Genomic DNA, 20,964 nt, shown 5'->3' with positions numbered 1-20,964 from the left:
ATGGTCCGCTACAAGCCGGGAACGAAGACCAGTAGCTGATGACTGTCAAGGACACACCAGAGAATCCCTGACTCATCACAGCACCCAGGGGCCGCCCGCCAGTCGGTACGTGACAGTCAAGGTCGTCGATCGGAGGGAGACTGACGTGCTGCAGAAGGTCTCGTTCCACACGATGTGCCGAATCATGATGGTCGCCGAGATTCCTTAGGCGAGATGTGCGACCAGTCGGTTCGGGCGGGCGAACCGATGCCCCCGGGCGGACAGATCTATCCGCACCGGTGGAGACTAACCATCCAACAGGCGCGGGAGGATCGGACCGAGCACTCCGGGAGCGAGTGAGCCGGATCAGCCGGTCGTCTCGTTGCCGTCACGCAGTCGCGTCACCGGGGGTCGACCGGTAGGGTCCGGACAGAACTGCTCAGTCGAATGGGGGACGAATGAACCAGTCGTGGCAGCCTTCGCATGCCGAAGATTCGGCTCCGACCGGCCATTCGCTCGAGGTCACCACCATCGCGGACTCCGAGACCACCATGCGTTTGAGTCGCGTCCAGGCCCTGGCTCGCTGGCGCTCGCCCTCCTTGTGGGGCGGCCTGGCCTTAATCCCCCTGATCCTGCTGTCGCGGCGTTTTCTCGAGTTCTTCGTCTCCGCCGGTAAGCCCGGTTGGAGCCCCGCTACCCTGCCGCTGTTCTATCTTTTCATCCTCGCGATCGCGATCGTTGTCTGCGCGCTGCTCACCGCTGTCGCGATGGTCAGACGGAACCCGGCGATCGCCGCCTACACCGCCCCCGGCACCTCGATATCGGCCATATTTCACCGCGACGCACTGGAATTGGCGCTGACTACCGGCACCACCACCATCCCCTACAACGGGATCAAGGATCTCGCCAGGATCGGTGGAGGAATCTTCCTGCGCGAGAGGGGCACCCGCGGCATCGTCCTGCCGCGCGAGCTGTTCCCCGACGCCGCGTTCGAGGCGATGGGGCGGCGGCAGGGCGGACGATCGGCTCCACTGCCGAACCTGTCCAAAGAAACGCGAGCCGTCCTCATCGCCGGAGCGGTGCTGATAATCGGCGTGGGAATCGTTGCTGCCCTCACTGTTTCGAGGGATAGCGCGCCGAACGTCTCCCTCTCCGGCGCCCCGAAGGGATGCGACATGGTTCCAGCGGGGACGGTGGCGGCTTACCTGCCCGGTACGACGTGCAACGCTTACGACCGGGATGCTTCGAACAGATATCTGCGCTGGTCCGGCAGCACCGGTCTCCTCTCGACCGTCGAGGCGACGGTGACCGTGGGGGCCGGAGAATCGGGCGCGAAAGACTGCTTCACCACCGGTCGGCAGGAGATGGTGACAGCAGCGCCGACTTATGCGAACCAGTCACAGCAGGAGATTTCGCGACTCGGCGACAATGGACCAGCCGTCGACCAGGGATGGCTCATCACAGGCGTATTCGGCAAGAACGGCGGGTACCCGCGCGCGGATATTGTCGTGCGGCAGGCGAATGCCTGCGTGCGCATCACCGCCAGCGGATTCGGCGATAGCCGCGCCAGAGACTCCGGCCCGGCGACGGCCAACGATGCCGCGATCAGTTTCACCCGGGAAATCCTGACGTCTCTGTCGCACTGATCGTTCAGAGACCGGATTCCCTAAGTCCGATTGAAGGCCTGCCCCCTCCTCGCGTCACGTCTCGAATCCCGTTGACACCCAACCATGTAACTCACCGATCTGGAGCCACATGACGAGGAGGACGATGACGTAGGCCAGGACGCTGGCCATACCGATCCAAACCAGTCCTCTTCCTACCAAGTTCTTCTCGTCGATCGAGGGATCGCCTTTGACCAGGGTCAACAGAGGAATGCGAAACCCGCTGTTGTCTCCGCCGTCGGGCACGGTGAAGGCTGCAATCAGTAGCAGGATGTCCGCGATCTTCAGTAGCGAATGCTGGTCGGCGGTGGACAGGGCTGCGGCGAACAGCAGGGGCGCGCAGACCACGAAAGCCGGCAGTCCCAGAGTCCAGAGGGTGAGCATGATCAGCCAGCCCGGGGCCAGCAGGCGGATGAGGACCAGACCGAAGACCAGCGGCAATTGCCATGAAACGATTGTCATCCGCGCACCACTCCCCTGACGTCGCGCACCCGAGCCTAGCGACCCGAGCGGCGAGTGACCCCGCCCCGCAAATCGGCTGCGGCCTACTCGATCTCACGGAGCATGGCGCTCAACCAATCTGGAGTATGGTCCGCGCCACGCGGGAAGTACTCCTGATCCAGCGCGTACGCACCGGCGGTCAGTTGAGGCACGAAGTCCGGTTCGTTGTCATAGTCGAACTCCACCGAGTACTTACCCGACAGATGCAGAACGAATTGAACCGTGAACCAGGTTCCCTTGCCCGGCCGATACATCGTGGACCGCAGTTCCGCGAGGCAGTCCATCGCCGCATCGGGTACTTCGATGTGGGATACCACACCAGCGGCGTCGACAGCCTGCATCCGAGCTGCGTCGATTTGAATAGTTGCCCTGTAGTCCAGCCGAAGCTGTTGCCAGCCGTCCGGCGCCCCTTCCGCAATCGCACGCCCTACCTCATCGAAGGCCTCGGCGTGGTCGAGCGACTCAACTGAATCACGTTCCGTCATATGCTGGTCTCGCCCCGTTCCCGGTCGATCCGGGCAATCTCCGACTCACCCCACGCCTGCCAGATTCTCATCTGATCCTCGCCGACCTGACGGCGGCCCTTCTGCTCCAGTTCGGCCGTGTGCCGACGGATGGCCTCAGCCCGTTCCTGGTCTGCTGGGGTGAGGGGCTTGCGACGCTGCATCACTTTTCGAGCGATGCGGTCGATCTCCTCTTGGCTCATGATCGGACCGTACTCGGGCGATGCTCTCGTTGGCGTCGGGAGAGCTGTGCAATTAGGGTCGCAGAATCACATGGGGAGGGATGGGCGGAGCTATGAGTTACATGCGGAATGACGGCGTCATGGGTGAGGGCGGGGCGGGGGCCGCGGGTGCGGGGCGGGTCACCGGGGGGTTGTTGATCGCGGCGGCGGTGTTGGTGTTCGCGGTGTTGTGGGCGCCTGTGGCGAGCGTTCAGTTCGGTGGCCGGTCGTGGGAAACGTCGGTTTGGGAGGGGAACGGGGGATCCGGGCTTGCCGACTGGTTCTCCGCTGTGCCGTATGTGCTGATCGGGCTCGTGGCGGGTGTGACGGGGATATTGCTCTCGGTGGGGGTGGGTGCTCGGCGCAGTGTGCTGTTCTGGGTGGCGGCATTCGCGGGTGGGATGGTGCTGGCGATCTCGTCGGGGGACGTGATGGCTTATGCGCAGGGGTTCAAGGAGAACATCTCACCGGCGGCTGGATTCTGGGTGCTCGTGCTGGCGATGCTGGTTGCGATCGGGGCCCTGGTGAGTGGGCTGCGGGATGCGGTGGTTTCGAAAAGCGGTGCGCTGCAGGCGACCAACGGGGCAGCCGGTGGGGCGGCGGACCGGGTGACGGGTGTGTTCTTGCTTGTCGCGGCCGTTGTCGAACTGGTGGGGTCGTTCAAGCCGGCGATCAGCGACAGCTCATACTTCAGGTCCATCTGGCGCACGAACTCGGACGGATCGGCGCCGCTGCTGCTGGTGCATTTCGTACTCATTCTGATCGTGGTGGTCGTGGTGGCGATTGCCCTGCTCACGGGTGCGGGTGCGCGAAATCCGGCAGTGCGCGCGGCAGGTGCGGCCGCCGCCGCGCTCATATTCACGGACGAAATCAACGGGCTGATTTCCACCTTCACCATCATGGGGCTCAACTTCTGGGAATACCTGGGCATCGGTCTCGTCATGATGGTGCTGGCGCTGTTGCTGTCCTTCGCCGCGGCCGTGGCGGGGCTGGTGGCGCAGTCGGCGCGACCACGCGCGGCGGCCCAGCCTCGGGCGAGCTATGCACCGATGAACGCCGCGCCCAACCCGTTCGCGCCGGCGCCCCATCCCTTCGCCCCCGCTCCGGCGGCGAGTCCCTTCGCACCCGCTCCGCCGGCCAATCCGTTCGCACCCACTCCCCCGGCGAATCCCTTCGCGCCCACGCAACCCGCGCCTGCGGTGGAGGCGACCGTCAAGATCGAACCGACACCGGCTGTCGTGCAACCGCCGCGGATGGCGCGCGTCTATGACGGCAAGGATGCCGACGGGCGGCCTGTCGTGGATCGGCCTGCGGTGGCGGGGAATACGCGAACGGCCGTGCTGGCGTATCTGGAGTCGGCGCCGATCGTATTGGCGGCACGGAGTTTCGAGCAGGATGAGTTCGCGCCTGGGGATCGGGATGTGCCGTTGAACTTCCGGACCGATGGGGTGTGGGTGTGGGCGGGGGCGGTGCCGCACTATCTGCACAAGCATGGGCTGGCGCCGGAGCCGGAATTGGTCCGGCACATCGCGGATCGCGGGTTTCGGGTCGGTGAGATCGGCGACGCGGCTCAGCAGGCTGCTATTCAGGTGATCACCGGAAGCTGATTGGGTAACGAGGAACAGTGTGAGTCAAGACAATTCGACCGCCGAGTCGCCGGATGTCGGTTTCCGGATGGCTGCGGCAGTCGCGGCGCCCGAGTCGGGCAGCAGTACCGCTGAGCAGGTGGCCGATCGGGTAGCCGACGAACTTCTTGCCCTGATCCCGGACGGGTTCGATCGGCTGGAAGCGGCCATCGCGATGACCGTCACGGATGAGGCCGCGCAGGTCATCGTGTCGGACGGACAGCGCGTCGCGCAGGTGCCGCTGTCGAGGCGTGCGGTCGAATTGCTGCGGGATGCTCGACAGCTGGCGGCGACGTCGGCCGAAGGGCCCTGGTGGCGGTTTCTCGCCGCTGTCACCACGACCGGTCCGGCACGGATCGAATACGACTACGGCGCTGAGCCTTTCCCCGAGCAGCAACTGTTCCCACCCCAGGCGTACCTCGCCGACCTGCTGGAGTATCCGCGCGAGCGGCTGCCGATCTGGCTGGCGGCGTACATCGGACATGGTGATCGGCAGGCGCGGACTCCGAGTGCCGCCTTCGCGGCGGCGCAGGCCGACGCCACGGCGGTTCCGGCCGGAGAGGGACTTCCGCCGCTCCCAGTCCTGTGGGCGCGGTGGGCACTGATCTCCGCGGCGTTCGTGGCAGTGAAATCTCCGCTCGGACCGCGAGTTACGAGCGCCCTCGGCTGGTTCGAGGGCCGAACTCGCAGCGGTTCGACGCTGCATCGGCTGCCGCACGGGCGGGCGGTGCTGTCCGGTGGCATCTGGAACGCACCGGAGCTGGATGCCGTGTACAACGGCGGCGCGGCGATGCCGCAGTTCTATCGGGGGGCTCCGGATTGGGTCGCGGATCCGGTGTTGAGCCCCAGGGCGGCAAACGGTTTGATGTCGTTCTGCTACTGGTGGGATGGAAACGCGTGGTATCGCGGTGAGTCCCCGGACGCGAACGGTGTGCAGGACGCGCTCCCCGGCGTATGGAATGACGATGCCGTCTACGACGTGCTGACACAGGTATTCGACGGCAATGCGTCGTCCTGGCTCACGGCGCTGATAGCCGCAGCTGATACCGGCACCGTGACCCGCACACTGCTGTCCCGCGCGCTGGTGGGCCCCGACATCGATCTCGACAGCGCCTATTTTCAACTGATCTTGGCAGGTGTCGCCGAGTAGTCGCGTATATGATCGCAACCTGATGGTCAGATGAACATTGGGGGTTCGACGTGAGCAAGGTAGAGGTCGAGATCGCCGGAATGCGTTCCGTAGCAGGTGGGCTCGATGACGTGAACACCAAGGTCACCGACATTCTCAACGCGATCACCGCGGCCGCGGACGCTCATGAAGGCGTCTGGGGTCATGACGAATTCGGCGACCAGTTCGCCGAGGGCGAGAGCGGATACGACGCGCGCAAGCCCGGTCTGCTGGCCGCACTCGGGTCGAAGACGACGCTGCTGGCGCAGTACTCGAAGGGCTTGCGCGACGGCGCGACCAAGCTCGAAAACATGGATGAGGCCAACAAGAACGGCTTCTGATCGATGACGAACGAGGTCGCGAAAGCGCAGCTGGCCGATCTGGCCGAGATGGTGCAGGGCAGTTTCGCCGCCGTCGCACGGGCACAGCGGGACCGAGCCCGGCTGACAGCGAGCGCGCGTGCCGGTGGGCGACGGGTCACGGTCACCGTCAATGCCGACGGTGCCGTGATCAAGACCGAATTCTCCGATGACATCGACGAACTGACCTATTCCGAGATCGCCGCCGCCGTCACCGCGGCCGCGCAGGAGGCCGCCGTCCAGGTAAGGGAGAAGTCGCAGGAGATCCTGGCGGCATTGCAGGCCGAGAAGGCGAAGATGCCGACACTGTCCGAGGTCTTCCCGCTCATGCCCGATATCCAGGCCATGATGCCCACTCCCCCTGAGGTTTCGATGGCGCCGCCGAATGCCGCCGAACGCCGGGAACCCGACGCCGACGCCGGGCCGCGATTCGAGAATGTCGAAGAGTTCGAGCACGATCCCAAGGCCCGAGCGCATTCGGATGCCGCGACACCCGGCTGGTGATCGACACCGGGCGAATGATCGGCCGGCGCCCGCCGATGCGATGATGTGGCTCGACCGCGCGGAAGATCCCGAAAGGCAGGCCAATGCTCTGGTTGAATGAGTCGCCATCCTTCTTCCGGTTCCGCAACGGCACCATTCGCCTCGAGGAGCCCGAGCACGGCATCGTGGTCGGGCAGCGTTTGAACATCCGGACCGGCGCCTTCGAACCGGCGTCGGCGGATGATATCGACGCGGTCCTGAAACCTGGTGCGGATCTGGACTTCTCGGAGCTGACCGAAGAGCGGTTCATCCGCGCGACCGAAGAAGCGCGCAGCACGTATCTCCGCGGCGACGGCCCGATATTCGATATGTACCGCCAGGCGACAGATATATTCGAGCGTGCCGAGCGGGAACGGCGGCGACTCGCCTCCGAGGAGCGGGACCGGATCGCCGACCTCTACCGCACGACTTTCCGGACGTGGGAAGAGGAATTTGCGCGGCGAACCGCGGGCGAGGCTCCGACCTTCCGCTATACCTGGGTGGGCGACGCCCGGTAATCTCGCGAGAATTGGACCGGCAGAAGCACTCTGGGTAGGGTGAATCGGAGAATCTTCCAATCCGGTTGGGAGCCCGGACCTTACGATCAGCTGCGAAGTGGAGCCGATGATTGTCCGGATGGACCTGGGTTGGAGACCACCTACCGAACTGGCTGATGGCGGCCCTCAACTTCGGAATGTCTTATCCGAAGGGCGATCAGGACGCACTCTTCGATCTGGGTGACGCCTGGAAGAAGGCCGCGGCCGACCTGGAAAAGCTCGAACCCGACCTGAGGGCCGTCACCGGCAGGCTGCCCCAGTTCTACGACAGCGACGGCGCGGTGAAAGTCAGCGCGGAGCTAGCGACGCTGTTCGACGGCAAGGACTATTCCGTCCAGAAGCTGGTCGAATGCTTGAACCAGCTCGGCCACGATACGCGCGCCACCGCAACGGAAATCGAGTACGCCAAGATCCAGTCGGAGATCTTCGCGCTCCTCACGCTCTACACCGTGCTCCAGCTGAGCATGACCCTGTTCGGCGAGGCACTTGTTCCGGAAGTGCTGCTCACCGCGCGAGGGATCCTGCGCATCTTCGCCGAGAAGGTCATGGAGCGGATCGGTCTGCTCCGAGCCCGGGCCGCCCTGGAAACCCTCGCCCAGCCGCTGCTTCGCGAGATCGCCGTGCCGCTGGGCGAAAAACTCGCCGCCCAGGCGGCGACGAAGCCACTGCTCGAAACCGCCCTGAAGTACGGCGGAAAATCCCTCACCGCGGGCCTCGGCGCCGGCGCCATGGGAGCCGGGCTCGATGCCGGTACGCAGTTCATCCAGATCCTGGAGGGCCACCGCGACGACGGCTTCAACCTGAAGCAGACCTTCCAGACCAGTCTCCAGTGGGGAGTGGGCGGCGCCGTCGGTGCGCCGTTCCACGCGAAAGTGGGCGATCTGCTGAGGGATACGCGGCTCCCGTCGAAGCTGGGCGGAGCCATCGCCGGCGGTGTCGGCGGTGGAATGGGCGCCGTCGGCATGTACGGAACCGGGCTCGGGATCCAGCTCTACGAGAACGGCGGTGACTGGAGCAAGGTCGACAAGACGTTCCACACCGAGCTGCTGATCGGCGGCCTGGCCATGGGCGTCGGCGGCGGCGCGAACCATGGGCTGGAGAACGGGCACAGCGCTCCCGGCGACAGCGCGGTCACGGCCAGGAGCGGTCCCGACGGTAGTGCCCCGCATACCCCGGAACCGGAGGTCAGGACGGCGGGCGAGCAGCCCGAACACAGCGTCCAGCCCGAACACGACGCGCCGCACGATGTTCACCCCGCCGCGGCGACCGATCAGCCGGTCAACCATGAACCGGCGGACGGCACGACCCGAGAGCGGGACGCGCCCAGCTCGGAGGCCCCGCGCCATGATCTCGGGACCAATGTCTCGTCCTCGGGTGATGGAGGACCGCGGCAAGGCGACGCGGGCACGAAGCTGAGCGACGCGGGCACCAAGCCTGGCGATACGGGCACGAAGCTCGGCGACACAGGCACCAAGCTCAGTGATGCGGGCCCGAAACTCGGAGACCCGGGTACCAAGCTCGGCGATGCGGGCCCGAAACTCGGGGACACGGGCGCGAAACTCGGCGATGCGGGCCCGAAACTCGGCGAATCGTCTCCCAAGGTGTCCGAACCGGCCGCACCACGTGCCGGTACCCCCGCAGCACCGGCAGGTGAAGGACCGCGCGCCACAACAGCTCCGACCGAACATCGCGGCAATCTGGTCTCGGGCACCCAGGACCGAGCCGCGCCGGTGGGCCGCACCCCCGAAGCCCGGCCGGTGGAAGCCACCTCCGATACCCAAACACGGGCTACGCCAACGGAATCCACCACAAAGCCGGAGCAGTCCCCGGCGAAGCCGACCGACCGCTCCGACCCCGCGAGCAAGTCGCCCGAAACGGACCGATCGCGGAGAGATCCCGAAGGGCCCCGGCCCGAGGATTCGACACCGAATCACGCCGAGCAGACGCCGAAAGAGCCTCAGGCCCAGCAGGAACCGCGCGACAAGCCGGCGGCGGAGGGTCAGCGCGAGAACGAACACCGCGACAGCGAACGCCCCGACAGCGGCGACGCCGCGCCGGAGACGCCCGCACCCGCTCTCGTCGTGACAACGATGCCGGGTGAGCCGGGGAGCCACGAGGCCAGGACGCATTCCCCCGATGCGCGCGACAATTCGAGGGCCCGCGCCCACGAGAACTCGAAACCCACCGACGCGCAGGACTCGCACACACCGGCGGACGCATCGAAACCTGATCCAGCAGAAGGTGATTGGTCGCCACGCCCCGAGGACGAGTGGTCGCACCGGGACAGCACCCAGGTCGCGGACGAACTCGCGAAGCGGTGGAACCTCGAAGTGTCGGGCTTCGACCACCCGCTGCTCGACCCCGAGGTAGCGCGCGAGTTCGCCCGCGCCATCGATGACATGCTGACCCGCTACCCGGACGTGGATCTGCGCAAGGTGTCGATCGACTCGATCGGCGACCCCGGCACCTACGCCGCGACGTACGAAGGGCACAGCCCGTCGGGCCGCATGTACACCGACGAGGTGGTCCTGGACCGGGACTACGCGCTCGATCCCGAACGGATGGCCCGCGAGATCGCGGAGGACGAGGCGGACGGTCATCTGGTCCCCGGATCCGCCGACCGTCCGATCCACTCCACCCTGGTGCACGAGTTCGGCCATGTGCTCGCCATCGAGTCCCAGGAACACGCCGAGCTGACCGCGCACAAGGCGCTGGCGGACCATTTCGAGGCCACCCGCGGCGGGATGGACAAGGACGCGTTCCACGAGTGGCTGGACCAGCTCAGCGGCTACAGCTTCGACGAGAACGGCAGATTCGACGGCCCCGAGGCGGTGGCCGAGGCGTTCACCGACGTCCAGTATCACGGTGAAGGCGCCACCGAGCCCGCCCGAGTCCTGTACCACCACCTCCTCGACAGCGCCCGCGACCACGGGAGCACGCCGGACGGCTTCAAACATCGTCCCGACGACGCGGTCCAGGATCCGCGTCTACGAAAAGGACAGTCCCCCAGTCCATCCGAGCCGAACGGCGAACGCGACGGCCCCGCCGCCGCGCCCGACTCACCCGAGGCCGGTGGGCCCTCCGCGCCCGATGTCGAGAGCTATCTGGAGCAGCCTCGCGTCTCGGCGGCGTTGGACCGCGCGGACGAACTCGGCATCACCACCTCGATCGACGGTGTCGACACACCGGTCAGCGCCGTCATCCGGGATCTGCTGCCCCAGCATCCCGAGCTGGCCGAAATGCTCCGGAGCAACGAGCACCTCGAACGCTCGCTGCTGGAACGCCCGAAGACGCTGGCGTCACTACTCACCCACCCCGATGGTCTGCCCGTTCTGCACGATGCCGTCAAGGCGGTCGCGGAGCGCGGACCGGAATCGGCGCTGGCGGAACCGGTCCACATCGAACCGACCCCGCTGACCCCGGCGGAACGGGCGATGTCGCACGAGATCCGGGACGCGATCGCCGACGTGCCCGAATCGAGCCGCAGGCAGCCCGAATTCGACTACAGCCGAATCGAGGACCCGGAGTACCAGGGCGAGTTCCTGCGGAAGCAGTACGACATCTGGCGGGCTTCGCAGGACGCGCTCAATGACGTCGTGCGGGACATCGCGCGGGAGACCGAGGGCACGCCCGGGTGGCGCGACGCCCCGAAGGACGAGACCCGGGCCTGGGACAAGATCAAGGGATACGACGGCGACGTCTCCCGTTTGACCGACCTGGTCGGCGCGAAGATCGTCTTCGACCACGTCTCCGACGCCTACCGCGCGCTCGAGATGATCGAGAACGATCCCAGAGTGCGGATCGTCGAATTCGAGGACCGCTTCGACCGCCCCACCCCCTCCGGCTACCGCGACCTGCAGATGAAAGTCCAGCTGGAGAACGGCCACATCGCCGAACTGCGCCTGCATCTGAGCCACATCGACGCGGTCGCCAAGTATGAGCACGCGCTCTACGAGGTGCAGCGCGACTTCAAGGCGCTGGCCAAGGACGAGAACCGGGCCATGCACCCGGAGGAAGCGGCGCTCAGCACCGAACTCAAACGCACTGTGAGCGGCCGATTCTGGGAGGCGACGCAGCAGGGGCTCCCGGAAGAGCACGCGCCGACGAGACCGGAACCCCCGGAAAGACGCGGCAGGGCCCGCAGCGGGATCCCTGACGAACCTCGAGACCCCGGGTCGACGCCCTCCGACTCGAACCGGTCCGAACAGCCGATCGGTGAACAGGCGCGAGACAGCGGCGAGCTGACACCGGAACTGCGCGACGGCTTCGACAACCTGCGCAGCCTGGCAACGGAAATCGATCGCGCCGCAGCCGATCCCGCCCGAGCCGACGATTTGACGAACCTTCGTGAGCGATTCGCGGAACAATTCGACGGTCTCGGTCTGCGCGACTCGGAGAACAGCGGTGCCACGTGGCAGCTGTTCGACCAACACGACCAGGCGCTGTCCACCTACCTCGCGGAATACTCGGGTGACTTCCTGCCTCTCGCTGAGGAAGCCGCTCCCGGCCACGAGCAGCTGAAGGGTCGATTCGAGCAGGTCCGCACGCACATCAATGACATCTTCGCGGCCACCAACGATCCCGCCCGAGCTCATGAATTACCCGAGCTACGTGCGAAATTCGGTGAACTCGTCGACGGTATCGGCCTGCGCGACCAGGACAAGTGGGGCCCGGCGTGGCAGTCGTTCACCGAGCACGACGCGGCTCTCGCCAAGTACGTGGAGCAGAACCACGAGCATCTGCTACCCCGTCCCGAGGATGTCAGCCCGCCCGCGCCCGATCCGATCAAGCCGCTCCCGGGATACCAGGGGAACTTCCACCGGGACGCCCGGGACATCGCGAGCGCGCTCCAGAACGCGGGGCGTCCCGACCTGGCGCAGAAGTTCACGGACCTGGTGAACCGCGAAGTCGACGGCGGCAACGTGGGAGGGCTCGAGGATTGGATGGGAGAGACCACCCCGCGGGCCCGAGTCGGCGATATGGACCAGGTTCTCGACAAGGCCGCCGAGCTCACCGAACTCGACCGCTTGTCCTTCGAGGTCCGAAACGACCCGGAGCTGAGCGTCCGGTTCAATCCCGGCGTATCCGGTGACAGGTCGTTCGACATCCTCGTCGAGCGCACCACCAGCGATGGGTCGACGACGGTCGAGCGACGTGTCGAGATCGAACGGATGAAACACCTGCCCGAGCAGGCGACGAGCCTGCACGGCGCCGCATTGCACGGCGCGGACAAGGCCGTAGCGCCGGTGCCGGACCGGATACCGTCCGCCGAGACCACAGTGGTCATGCCCGAGACTCCACCGCAAGGGCGCGTCCAGCCGCTGGGCGGCGGCAACGAACGGCGGTTCGGCGCGAACGGATGGGACTATGAAATCGTCGACCCGAACGGCAATGTCCGCAAGACGGGGAACCTCCTCGACGAGCTGGCCCGGGGTTTCACCGTCAACAAGAAACTGCACCCGAACCTGGCGAACCTCGATGCCGTTCGCTTCGTGGACGAGAATGGCAACCTGCTCGGACAGATCGTCCGAGAGGGTGATGTATGGAGAAAGGTCCAGTGATCGGATTCAGCGAGTATCGGCCGCACGGTGAGAGTTTGACCTTCACCCGCGGCTTTCCCGCGGACGTCGGGAGCTCCGAGGTGCTGTTCGCGGATGCGCTGCGAGTGCGCGACCATCTGGCGAATGTCGTGCGCCCCACGGGCTTCGATCTGTGGTTCACCTGCGCGATCGAAGACACCTTCATCAATGTGGACGACCCGCAGCCCTCCGACCAGTACTGGGAAGTCCTGCGGGCGGATACGACGGCTCTCCAGGAAGACGGCCCGCAACCGGCTGTGGTCACACGGTTTCCGGTCCTCACCGATGCGGACTTGATCGGCACCTACCGGCGGGCGCTGGATACGATCACTTGCCCGCCAGGGTATTTCGTGATGTTCGAGAGCATCGCCCCGTTGGGTGCGACTACCCGCTTCGTGCCGACCGGCGAATCGCCGAGCTCGGACGTCCTCCCGGTCACCTTGTGGGACGACACCCTGAACCTCCCCGTCACCACCGAGGCGGACGGAACCACATGGCTCGGCCCGCTCCCCGACGCCGCCCCCTACCTGCCACCGGTCGCCTTCAGGATCTGGTTCGACAGCATCCTGGTCCTCACACTCGATGTGAACTGGGGGCGGTGGCTCGAAGCGGGGACCGCGGAGCACGCGCTGCTCCAGGCGGCACTGGACGCACTGCTCGCCGACGACTGGCAGTTGACCTCCGGCGAGCCCCGGCACTTCGAACTCTGAGATCCGGAACGCGAGCCGGGCACAGCGCGGGTATCGGACAGCTCGATACGATGGCCCGGACGCCGAAGCAGAAGGAGACGGACGTGCGGCATGGCCGTCCCAGCCAGGAACAACTGAAGCTGAACTTCGACAGCATGCTGGCCCGCGCGCTGGCGGGACAGGGGCTGCGCAGCTCGACCGGGCTCGATGAGGAGACCCGGACCGCACTCCGAGCTGTCGCCCGCGCCCATCCGAATGCCACCGATGATCTCGTGGAGGCCGCGCGCCACGCCTTCGCCGGCCAACTGGACGGCAGCAATGCCGCCCGCTGGCATGCGCAGACGGACCAGATGCTGAGCGAGATGGAGTCTCGCTCACGCGAATCGGAGTGATCCCGCGGCGTTCACCGCGATCCGGTCAGAGGTTCGTGAAGTCGGTCGAGTTGTCGGTCTCGACCTTGCCGAAGGTGGCGGCCTGCTGCCGCACGACGGCGGCCAGCTTGCGCAATTCGTCTATGCCGCCGCCACTCTGGTCCACGAAGGACGCGCCGACTGCGCTGAGGGTCTCGGCGGCCGCCAGCGACACCTTGTCCGAGCCCGCGGCGGGCACGGCCAGGGCCTGAGCGTCCGCGCCGAGCGCGGCCTCCAGGCGATCGGCCACGGCTTCCAGGTCGGCGGCGGCGGCCAGCACCGTGTCCGCGTCGAAACGCACACCGCCCAAGTTGAATTCGCTCATCGTCCCTCCCTTTCGCCGCGAATCCTACCGTGTCGCACCGACGGACACCGAGCCGGTTTCCGCGGCGTCGATCACCGGTCCGCGCGGTGGATCACTGTGCCGGGCGCGGGCCGTTGGTGCCGACCGCGCCGATCACCGGCACGCCCGTGTAGCCCAGCTCGCCCACGACCTCGTCGCCGTGTTCACCGGTGACCAGGTTGGTGCGCACATCCTCGTCGGCGTCACCGGCCAGTCCGGCGCCTGCACCCGCCGCGCCCATCGGCGGCGGCACCATGCCACCGCCCATACCGGCGCCGCCGACCCCGGGCACCGGGGCGGGGACCGCGACCGACGGGGTGGTGGTCGCGCTCATGGTCCGGGGGCTGGTCTGGCCGAGCGGGGCCGCGCCCGCGCCGCCACCGAGGCCGCCGATCGGCATGAGCCCGCCACCGCCACCGAGTCCACCCGGACCCGGCTGCGTGGTCTTCGGCTCGGTCTCCGGCGTCGGCTGCACGGTCGAGGGCTGACTGATCGACTGCAACTGCTGCAAGGTCTGCGCGCCCTGGCCCGCGACGCTGCTCAACGGCGCGATCGCGCTCAACAGCTGGGTGACCTGCGAGAGCGAGTCCACGCCCTTCGGCGCGTCGGTGACCTTCACCTTGTGCCCGGCCGTGGTCATGTTCGCGCTGTGCACCGTCATCTCGGTGCGGGTCTTGGCCACCACCGCGGTGGCCTCGGCGGCGGTCTCACTGGCCAGTGACAGCAGGAACGCCTGGCCCGGCGGAGTGGCGATGAACGGGGCGGCCAGGGTGACGCCCGTGACGAACTTGGTGATGACGGCCGACATCATCGCGCTGCCCACCGCCACCGAACCCGCGGCGCCGGCCATGACGGTCTTCTGGTGCCCGTTCTGGGTTTCCAGTTCCAGGGCGTTGGTCTGAGCGGCCGCGCCCTTCTCGGCAGCGCCCGCCGCGCCCGAACCCTCCCAGGAATTCGAATTGGCCAGCGACATCACCGATTGCGCGATCGACATCACCTGCTGCAAGGCCGAGGAGACACCCGAGAGCATCTGCGACGCGTCCAGGCCCTGCCCCAATTGGCCCGTGCCGAACGTGGAGGCCAGATCGGTGAGCGGCTTGGTGAGCGCGGTCAGATCCAGGGTCGGCAGCGGCGGCATGTCCGGCATCGGGGGCAGCGCCGGAATCTGCGGCAGCGCGGGCAATCCCAGCGTCGACAGCACCTCGGCGACCGGCGAGTCCAGCAGCGGCGCGAAAGCGGTGTCGCGCAGGGCATCCGCCACCGACTGCCCGCTCGCCACCGTGGGAGCGGCCTGCGCGGCTCCCGTCGAACCCTGGTCGAAGGGCGTGCTCACAGGTCCCGCGATAGCGACAGGAAGTCGACGCCCGCGGCGCCGTCGACGGCCTCGTAGGACGCCGCGGCCTCGTGCGCGGTGACCGCCGTCCCAGCGTGCACAGCCGCCAGCTCCGCCACCGACGACAGGTGATTGCCCTGTGCGCCCGCGTAACTCAGCAGGAAGTCCTGGCCGATGAGGCCGAAAACCGGCACCAGTGCGGCGACCGTGGCGACCTGGTCGACCGCGGCGGCGCTCGCCACCGCGGTGGCCATGGCGGCCGAAGCATCGCCGTATGCGCGAATCGCGTCCGGAGTGGCAACGAGATGGCTCATGAGACCCCCATCAGGAAGATCATTTCGGTTCGAACTATACAGAGCGGTGAATCGCCCGGCATAACGAAGAGTTCACTAATTGACCAACAGCCCGGTGAACACAGGGTATTCCCCAGGTGATCGAGGCTGCGGCGGATCGACTTGCCGCACTGTATATTTCACAGGCCTATTCACACGTGCTCAGATCGGGCGGAGCCAGCTGTCGGGCTCGGTCTCGTAATCCTGCTCCTCGACGTACTCCTGTCTGGTCACATCGTCGGTGGTCGGCAAGCCGGTCAGCGCCAACAGCTCCGGAGACAGCCCCGCCGCCCGCAGCTGGGCGCGCCGCTCGACACCGGCGCGGGCCGCGGACTGCTTGCACAGGCGCAGAATCTCCGACGCCAGCAGCTCCGGATCCTGGCGCAAGCGGTCCCGTTCCACCGAAATCGCCCGGGGCAGGCCCTGTTCGGTGGTGGTGACCACGATCGCACCGGTCCGTGAGGACAGCGTGAACTCGCTCGGGAATTCCTGGGCGGTCATCGGTTCGTCTCCCATTCGTCGGCGACCGCCAGGACCACTTCGGCGATCCGGATGTTCACTTCGGTGACCACGCGGCGGTGATCGGCGGCCATTGCCACGGGTGGATGGTCGGCGGTGATCAGATAGCGGCCGTCCTCGGCGAGATCACGCCATTGCAGGTGATGCCGGGTGATGCCGCGCGGGCCGAAACGCGAACGGCCCTGCACCACATCGATGGTGCCGAGGGTGGAGGCGGCGACAGCCAGGAAGTCGGCGGCGCGGTCCACCACCCCGCCCTCCAGGGTCTCGTGCGCCGGAGACAGGCCGAAACCGTAGTCGGTGTCGACCACGTCCTCGGCCTCGGCGAGCACCAGGTCACCGCCGCGGCCCGCCGGAACCTCCGGCAGCAGGCCCACGACCTGCTCGGCGAGATCACTCGCCCAGAATTCGGTGACCGTGAATCCCGCTGCGCGGCCGATGGTTTCGCCGGGCTCCTGCACGACCAGGTATCCGGCGTCGCCGGACCGCACCCCGAACGCGCGGAGGCTCGACTCGGGCGCGCGCCAATCCACGCCGTCCCAGCCGCGCAGCTCCACCCGGACGTCGGGGGTGTGCAGCGCGCGCAGCACCTCGTCGAATTCCGGGTCGTGGCGCGCACGCAGGCTGTCGCGGGCATGAATCTTGCTGTCCTGGAACGCACTCCACAAAGGAGCGCGGCTGGTGAAGAACAGCGGCTCGGGCAGGTGCTCCTCGCCGAGTGCCTCCCACAGCACCAGGAACTCCAGATCGGTGAAGGACCAGGACCGCACCGTCAGCCCTCGACCACCGGCTTGGCCACCACCGGCGCGGTGCCCATCGCCTCGTCCAGATACTCACTGGAATCCAGGAATTCGGGGCGTTTGTGCTCCTTGCCGCCCTGACCCTGACCGCCGGCACCGTGACCCATCGGGCCCATACCGCCACCGCCGCCCATACCGCCCATTCCGGTCGAGCCCGCCGCGACACCCGCGCGGGCCACGCCCATCGAGGCCGCTTCCGCGGTCTCCGCCAGCGCGGCGCGCGGGAACAGGCGCGAGGTCTCGAGCATCGGCTTCGGCGCGCTGCCACCACCGCCGCCACCGCCTCCGCCGCCACCCAGGCCCTTCTTCAGGTCCTCGAGGTTGGGCATGCCCGCCAGCGGGGAGTCCTTCAGCTTGTCCTTCAGTTCCTGCTGCTGCTTCTTCTGCTGCTCGGTCGTCTGCAGGCTCGTGAGGCCCTGCATGCCCTGTTGCAGCGCGCTCGACAGCTGCGACATGCCCTGGCTGGACTGGCCGGAGTTCGAGTTCGGGTTGGTTCCGGACGGATTCCCTTGCGGATTGGTGCCGTTGGGGTTGGTGCCGTTCGGGTTGGTCCCGTTGGGATTCGTGCCGTTGGGGTTGGTCCCGTTGGGATTCGTGCCGTTCGGGTTGGTCCCGTTGGGGTTCGTCCCGTTCGGATTGATTCCGTTGGGGTTCGTGCCGTTGGGGTCGACGCCGTTCGGGTTGATCTTGTTGTTCGGCATGCTGCCGAGATTCGGCATACTGCCGCCACCGGAACGGTTCTGCGCGCCACCGCCGCCATTGTTGTTGTTCTGGCCGCCACCCGCATCCGAACGTCGATTGGGCGGTTCCAGGTTGGGCTTCGCGACCGTCGCGTCCGACAACTTCGGGACCGCCTGGCTCGCACCGATCAAACCCGGCACATACCAGTGCTGGAAGGCCAGCTGCGCGGCCTTGATGATGTTCTGCATGCGCTGGTAGTGGTCGTAGTCGAAGTCGTTCGGCTTGTTGCGGGGCATCATCGCTTTGGTGTTGTCCAGCCAGCCCGCCACATAGTTCAGGTTGGCCGCCATCGCACGCAGGTCGTCGGTGAGCGCGCTCGCCTGATCCTTGAAGGCATTGGCGGCGTCGACGGCGCCCTGCGCGCCCGCGCCGGTCCAGGCCTTGTCGGTCACCATCTTGCCGAGCTGCTTGTTCAACGCGCCGAAGCTCGTGTCGACCTTAACGGCGACCGTGTTCCAGGTCGCGCTGAAATCCGCCACCGTCTGGGGCTGCATGCCCGCACCCGCCTCGTAGAACCAGTCCAGGTCATCGTGGGCGAACGGGTTCTCCGGGTCGATCGCCTCGTAATGGCCGTTCTCGTGGGCGATGTCATAGAGGTTCGGATGACCCTTCTTGTCCTGATCGATGCGCGGCGCGGAATCCCCGGGCAGATCGAGAATCTTGCCACCGGTCATGACCGGTTCGACCGCGCCGCCACCGGCCTCCCGCTTCAATCGGGTGAACTTGGCGGCCGCGTCCTCCTCGTGCGCGTCGTAGGTCTTGTCGGCCTGAATCATGGTGTCGGCCATGGCATTCACCAGCTCGATGTAATGATCCAGAATGGTGCCGAGGCGGCCGCCCTGGTCGTTGAAACGCACCTTGAGGCTCAGGAGCTGTTCCAGTCGGCCGTTGTCGCTGAACCCCTTGTGCTTGGTGAGGAGCTCCACGTAGCTCTTGGCGAACGCCAGGGCATTCGCCGTCGCCGCGGCTACTTTCGCGGCGTCGAGCGCTACACCGTCGCCCAGCTGGAGTTGGTCCGCCTGAGCCTGCGGAACCAGCGCCAGCCAACGATTGTTCGTGTTGTTGCCGTCATCATTGCCCACGTCTCACTCCCAACTCGCGCGACATCCCGACGATAAGGCCCGACACCACCGATACTCCACTCGTCGGCCGCGATCCCGCTACGAATGCCGTTGGCGGAAACGCTGTTCGAAACCGGACAGATAGACCGACGCCGGAGTGCTGGAGGTCGCCGCTTCCAGGACACCGTCATCGGCGACATAGAAGAGCGCGCGATCCAGCACGACCTCCTCTGGCTCCACCGGAACGTACACCAGCCAGCCGACCGTAAGCCGTTCCGCGCGTGTGCGATCCGGCGGGAAGGCGGCGGGGTCGATGCCCTCGGTGGTGAGGTGGTGGCGCACGATCTCCAACGCCTCGGACTGCGGAATCGGTTCCGGGCCCAGGCGCGCCACGCCCGCCAGCGCCAGCTGGTAGTGCACGGCGTCCAGATCGGCCGCGTCGCCGAAGACCTCGTACAGCTGGGCGTGGGTGACATCACGACGCTGCGCGGCATCGACGAAACTCGCGACGGCCGAACGCAATTCCTCCGAGGGTTGCTCGGTGAGCAGGTCGCAGATCACGTCGGCGACGGTGCCGGCGGTCCAGATGCCGGGCACAGCGACCGCGACATCGACGCCCGACGGGGACTCGCCGCGGTACCAGCGGCCGCGCTCCCACCAGTAACAGAAGCTCAGCAGGCCGCCGCCCGCGCGGGTGTTCAGCACCGGGTTCGCCACCCATTCGGGGGCGCCCGCGTACAGGCGGGGCAATGGGGTCTTGCCGTTGTAGGCCACATCGAGTTCCGGGGCGTTCCAGACGCCGCCGGACAGCACCGCGCGGCCGCCGGGCAGCTCGTACAGGGAGGAACCGGAGCGGCGGGAGCCCTCGAACCAGCCGAAAGAAGGCAGGACACGTGGACCCCACTCCGAGCCGACCGCCACGAATGCGGCGGCGATGGCCGACCAGCGCGACCACAGCAGGGGGAACGGGGGGAAGTCGTCCTCGGAAACCACCGGGAGATAACCGGATTCGCGATCCGTGCGGGCCTGCTCGGCCGCCTGACGCGGGGAACGGGACTGGCGGTTGCCGTGGCCGACATAGGCGGCCAGCCAGGTGGGGAGCGACTCGCGCGGGGCGGCCTCGAGGTCTGCAAGGTATTCCTGCGGAGAGAACAGCTGGTCGTCCGGGAACGGGTCGTCGCCGTAATCGTGGTCGACGCTCAGCGCGCCCTCGGAGGTGAGGTCCAGTTCCAGACGCCACCACGGGTCGCCGAGTTCGGCGGAGAGGCGGCGGTGCGAGACCACCAGGGTCATGATCGTGTCGGTCGCGGGGACCAGGGCCTGGCGTTGATCGTCGTCGGAGTACAGGATGCGGGAGCGCTGGCCGGAGGCGGCCAGCGCGAAGGCGGCGCGGACCCGGGTCCACCCCTCGGGGGCCAGCTCCTGGAGTTCGGCGGCTATGCGGTGGGCGAGGCGGCGGGCGCGCTCGGGGACGTCGAGTTCCTCGGCGTCCATGCTGAAGCCGACGTCAGGGCTGGGTTCCCCTGGGGCGTCCGCGGTTTCGTTCGCGTCCTGAGCCGGGTCCTCACCGAGAACCGCGGACAGCGGGTGGATCTGCGGGCCGTCGTAATCGGCGGCCTTGTCGACGCCGAAATCGGCTGCGGCCGAGTCGGAATCGGTGGCGGGAATGCCGGTTTCGGGCTGCTGATCGGAATTCGAAGTGCCGGAACGGTTTTCACTGAACTCGCGGGATACGGTCACGCGGAATCGTCGCTAACTGTCCGAGGTCCGCTTGCGCTCGGCGAACCGGCGCTCCAGATCTGCGCGCCAGCGGGCGGCATTGCTGCCGTCGAGCTGACCCGCGAAGGACTCGCGGGCGGCGGTCACCAGGTCCTCCGACACGTTCGGGTACGCCTTCGCGATCGCCCACAGGGCGTCCTCGGTCGGCGAATCCAGACCAGACGCGGTCCGGACGCCACGCCCCTCCCGCACATCGGCCAGGATCGTGTCGAAATTCCGCCGCAACTGCTCTTCGCTCGGGCGCTCACCGCGCACGTCGAACCTCCCTCATCCGTTCCG

General features: G+C 67.0%; 20 protein-coding genes. 9 read left to right on the top strand and 11 right to left on the bottom strand.

The genetic code is table 11. From position 1 onward, the window contains the following. The first annotated feature begins 437 nt into the window (after window positions 1-437). Window positions 438-1,625, top strand: a complete 1,188-nt coding sequence (locus ACQP06_RS04605) for a YcxB family protein (protein ID WP_433670684.1) — start codon at window positions 438-440, stop codon at window positions 1,623-1,625. A 54-nt stretch (window positions 1,626-1,679) separates the two neighbouring features. On the opposite strand, the gene ACQP06_RS04600 is transcribed toward ACQP06_RS04605, so the two are convergent. The 3 genes from ACQP06_RS04600 to ACQP06_RS04590 form a co-directional block, all read right to left on the bottom strand. Further along, window positions 1,680-2,105 (bottom strand): hypothetical protein, encoded by a 426-nt coding sequence (locus ACQP06_RS04600; protein WP_433670682.1) that lies wholly within the window; start codon window positions 2,103-2,105, stop codon window positions 1,680-1,682. A gap of 83 nt (window positions 2,106-2,188) precedes the next feature. Beyond that, window positions 2,189-2,629 (bottom strand): hypothetical protein, encoded by a 441-nt coding sequence (locus ACQP06_RS04595; RefSeq protein ID WP_433670680.1) that lies wholly within the window; start codon window positions 2,627-2,629, stop codon window positions 2,189-2,191. Continuing rightward, window positions 2,626-2,850: a hypothetical protein gene (locus ACQP06_RS04590; protein ID WP_433670678.1), complete on the bottom strand. Its 225-nt coding sequence runs from the start codon at window positions 2,848-2,850 to the stop codon at window positions 2,626-2,628. Before ACQP06_RS04590 ends, ACQP06_RS04595 begins: the two co-directional genes overlap by 4 nt. A gap of 92 nt (window positions 2,851-2,942) precedes the next feature. Between ACQP06_RS04590 and ACQP06_RS04585 the strand changes: the two genes are divergently transcribed. The 8 genes from ACQP06_RS04585 to ACQP06_RS04550 all read left to right on the top strand — a co-directional run bounded on the left by ACQP06_RS04585 (window position 2,943) and on the right by ACQP06_RS04550 (window position 13,759). Continuing rightward, entirely contained in the window at window positions 2,943-4,475 is a 1,533-nt protein-coding gene (locus tag ACQP06_RS04585) for a hypothetical protein (protein ID WP_433670677.1), read from the top strand. Between the two features lie 19 nt (window positions 4,476-4,494). Continuing rightward, complete coding sequence (locus ACQP06_RS04580) at window positions 4,495-5,643, top strand: hypothetical protein (protein WP_433670675.1); 1,149 nt, start codon at window positions 4,495-4,497, stop codon at window positions 5,641-5,643. Between the two features lie 50 nt (window positions 5,644-5,693). Further along, the gene (locus ACQP06_RS04575) at window positions 5,694-6,002 is read left to right on the top strand and encodes a hypothetical protein (RefSeq protein WP_357285220.1); all 309 of its coding nucleotides are present in this window, start codon (window positions 5,694-5,696) and stop codon (window positions 6,000-6,002) included. Between the two features lie 3 nt (window positions 6,003-6,005). Continuing rightward, window positions 6,006-6,524 (top strand): YbaB/EbfC family nucleoid-associated protein, encoded by a 519-nt coding sequence (locus ACQP06_RS04570; RefSeq protein WP_357285218.1) that lies wholly within the window; start codon window positions 6,006-6,008, stop codon window positions 6,522-6,524. An 83-nt stretch (window positions 6,525-6,607) separates the two neighbouring features. Beyond that, window positions 6,608-7,060, top strand: coding sequence for a hypothetical protein (locus tag ACQP06_RS04565; protein WP_433670673.1), 453 nt, complete (start codon window positions 6,608-6,610; stop codon window positions 7,058-7,060). Between the two features lie 176 nt (window positions 7,061-7,236). Continuing rightward, window positions 7,237-12,660 carry a hypothetical protein gene (locus ACQP06_RS04560; RefSeq protein WP_433670671.1) on the top strand — a complete coding sequence of 1,808 codons (5,424 nt, stop codon included), beginning with the start codon at window positions 7,237-7,239 and terminating at the stop codon, window positions 12,658-12,660. Then, window positions 12,642-13,388, top strand: coding sequence for a hypothetical protein (locus tag ACQP06_RS04555; protein ID WP_433670670.1), 747 nt, complete (start codon window positions 12,642-12,644; stop codon window positions 13,386-13,388). The genes ACQP06_RS04560 and ACQP06_RS04555 overlap by 19 nt, the downstream gene beginning before the upstream one ends. Window positions 13,389-13,471: 83 nt before the next feature. Then, on the top strand, window positions 13,472-13,759 hold the full coding sequence (locus ACQP06_RS04550; RefSeq protein WP_433670669.1) for a hypothetical protein: 288 nt from the start codon (window positions 13,472-13,474) through the stop codon (window positions 13,757-13,759). 25 nt (window positions 13,760-13,784) lie between these two features. Here ACQP06_RS04550 and ACQP06_RS04545 read toward each other — a convergent pair whose 3' ends face one another. From ACQP06_RS04545 to ACQP06_RS04510, 8 genes are all read right to left on the bottom strand, one after another. Further along, a complete protein-coding gene (locus ACQP06_RS04545; protein ID WP_357089060.1) occupies window positions 13,785-14,102 on the bottom strand; it encodes a PE family protein in 318 nt (105 codons plus the stop codon). A gap of 91 nt (window positions 14,103-14,193) precedes the next feature. Beyond that, window positions 14,194-15,453, bottom strand: coding sequence for a hypothetical protein (locus ACQP06_RS04540; protein ID WP_433670668.1), 1,260 nt, complete (start codon window positions 15,451-15,453; stop codon window positions 14,194-14,196). Beyond that, complete coding sequence (locus ACQP06_RS04535) at window positions 15,450-15,767, bottom strand: type VII secretion target (RefSeq protein WP_357089064.1); 318 nt, start codon at window positions 15,765-15,767, stop codon at window positions 15,450-15,452. Before ACQP06_RS04535 ends, ACQP06_RS04540 begins: the two co-directional genes overlap by 4 nt. Before the next feature lie 180 nt (window positions 15,768-15,947). Next, window positions 15,948-16,286 carry a hypothetical protein gene (locus ACQP06_RS04530; RefSeq protein WP_433670666.1) on the bottom strand — a complete coding sequence of 113 codons (339 nt, stop codon included), beginning with the start codon at window positions 16,284-16,286 and terminating at the stop codon, window positions 15,948-15,950. Beyond that, window positions 16,283-17,074 (bottom strand): ESX secretion-associated protein EspG, encoded by a 792-nt coding sequence (locus ACQP06_RS04525; protein ID WP_433670665.1) that lies wholly within the window; start codon window positions 17,072-17,074, stop codon window positions 16,283-16,285. The genes ACQP06_RS04530 and ACQP06_RS04525 overlap by 4 nt, the downstream gene beginning before the upstream one ends. Window positions 17,075-17,076: 2 nt before the next feature. Next, entirely contained in the window at window positions 17,077-18,927 is a 1,851-nt protein-coding gene (locus ACQP06_RS04520) for a hypothetical protein (RefSeq protein ID WP_433670663.1), read from the bottom strand. A gap of 78 nt (window positions 18,928-19,005) precedes the next feature. Beyond that, complete coding sequence (locus tag ACQP06_RS04515; RefSeq protein ID WP_433670661.1) at window positions 19,006-20,646, bottom strand: hypothetical protein; 1,641 nt, start codon at window positions 20,644-20,646, stop codon at window positions 19,006-19,008. 12 nt (window positions 20,647-20,658) lie between these two features. Further along, a complete protein-coding gene (locus ACQP06_RS04510) occupies window positions 20,659-20,940 on the bottom strand; it encodes a hypothetical protein (RefSeq protein WP_357285189.1) in 282 nt (93 codons plus the stop codon). Window positions 20,941-20,964 lie beyond the last annotated feature (24 nt).

Origin of the sequence: Nocardia sp. CA-136227, from assembly GCF_050955695.1 — a bacterium.
Lineage (GTDB): Bacteria > Actinomycetota > Actinomycetes > Mycobacteriales > Mycobacteriaceae > Nocardia.
This window is presented reverse-complemented; position numbering and strand designations above follow the sequence as displayed.

Excerpts from the sequence above, each read along its gene's own strand:
- ACQP06_RS04605 (WP_433670684.1), top strand. The coding sequence starts at position 438 with ATGAACCAGTCGTGGCAGCCTTCGCATGCCGAAGATTCGGCTCCGACC.
- ACQP06_RS04600 (WP_433670682.1), bottom strand. The coding sequence starts at position 2,105 with ATGACAATCGTTTCATGGCAATTGCCGCTGGTCTTCGGTCTGGTCCTC.
- ACQP06_RS04595 (WP_433670680.1), bottom strand. The coding sequence starts at position 2,629 with ATGACGGAACGTGATTCAGTTGAGTCGCTCGACCACGCCGAGGCCTTC.
- ACQP06_RS04590 (WP_433670678.1), bottom strand. The coding sequence starts at position 2,850 with ATGAGCCAAGAGGAGATCGACCGCATCGCTCGAAAAGTGATGCAGCGT.
- ACQP06_RS04585 (WP_433670677.1), top strand. The coding sequence starts at position 2,943 with ATGAGTTACATGCGGAATGACGGCGTCATGGGTGAGGGCGGGGCGGGG.
- ACQP06_RS04570 (WP_357285218.1), top strand. The coding sequence starts at position 6,006 with ATGACGAACGAGGTCGCGAAAGCGCAGCTGGCCGATCTGGCCGAGATG.
- ACQP06_RS04565 (WP_433670673.1), top strand. The coding sequence starts at position 6,608 with ATGCTCTGGTTGAATGAGTCGCCATCCTTCTTCCGGTTCCGCAACGGC.
- ACQP06_RS04560 (WP_433670671.1), top strand. The coding sequence starts at position 7,237 with ATGTCTTATCCGAAGGGCGATCAGGACGCACTCTTCGATCTGGGTGAC.
- ACQP06_RS04555 (WP_433670670.1), top strand. The coding sequence starts at position 12,642 with ATGGAGAAAGGTCCAGTGATCGGATTCAGCGAGTATCGGCCGCACGGT.
- ACQP06_RS04545 (WP_357089060.1), bottom strand. The coding sequence starts at position 14,102 with ATGAGCGAATTCAACTTGGGCGGTGTGCGTTTCGACGCGGACACGGTG.
- ACQP06_RS04535 (WP_357089064.1), bottom strand. The coding sequence starts at position 15,767 with ATGAGCCATCTCGTTGCCACTCCGGACGCGATTCGCGCATACGGCGAT.
- ACQP06_RS04530 (WP_433670666.1), bottom strand. The coding sequence starts at position 16,286 with ATGACCGCCCAGGAATTCCCGAGCGAGTTCACGCTGTCCTCACGGACC.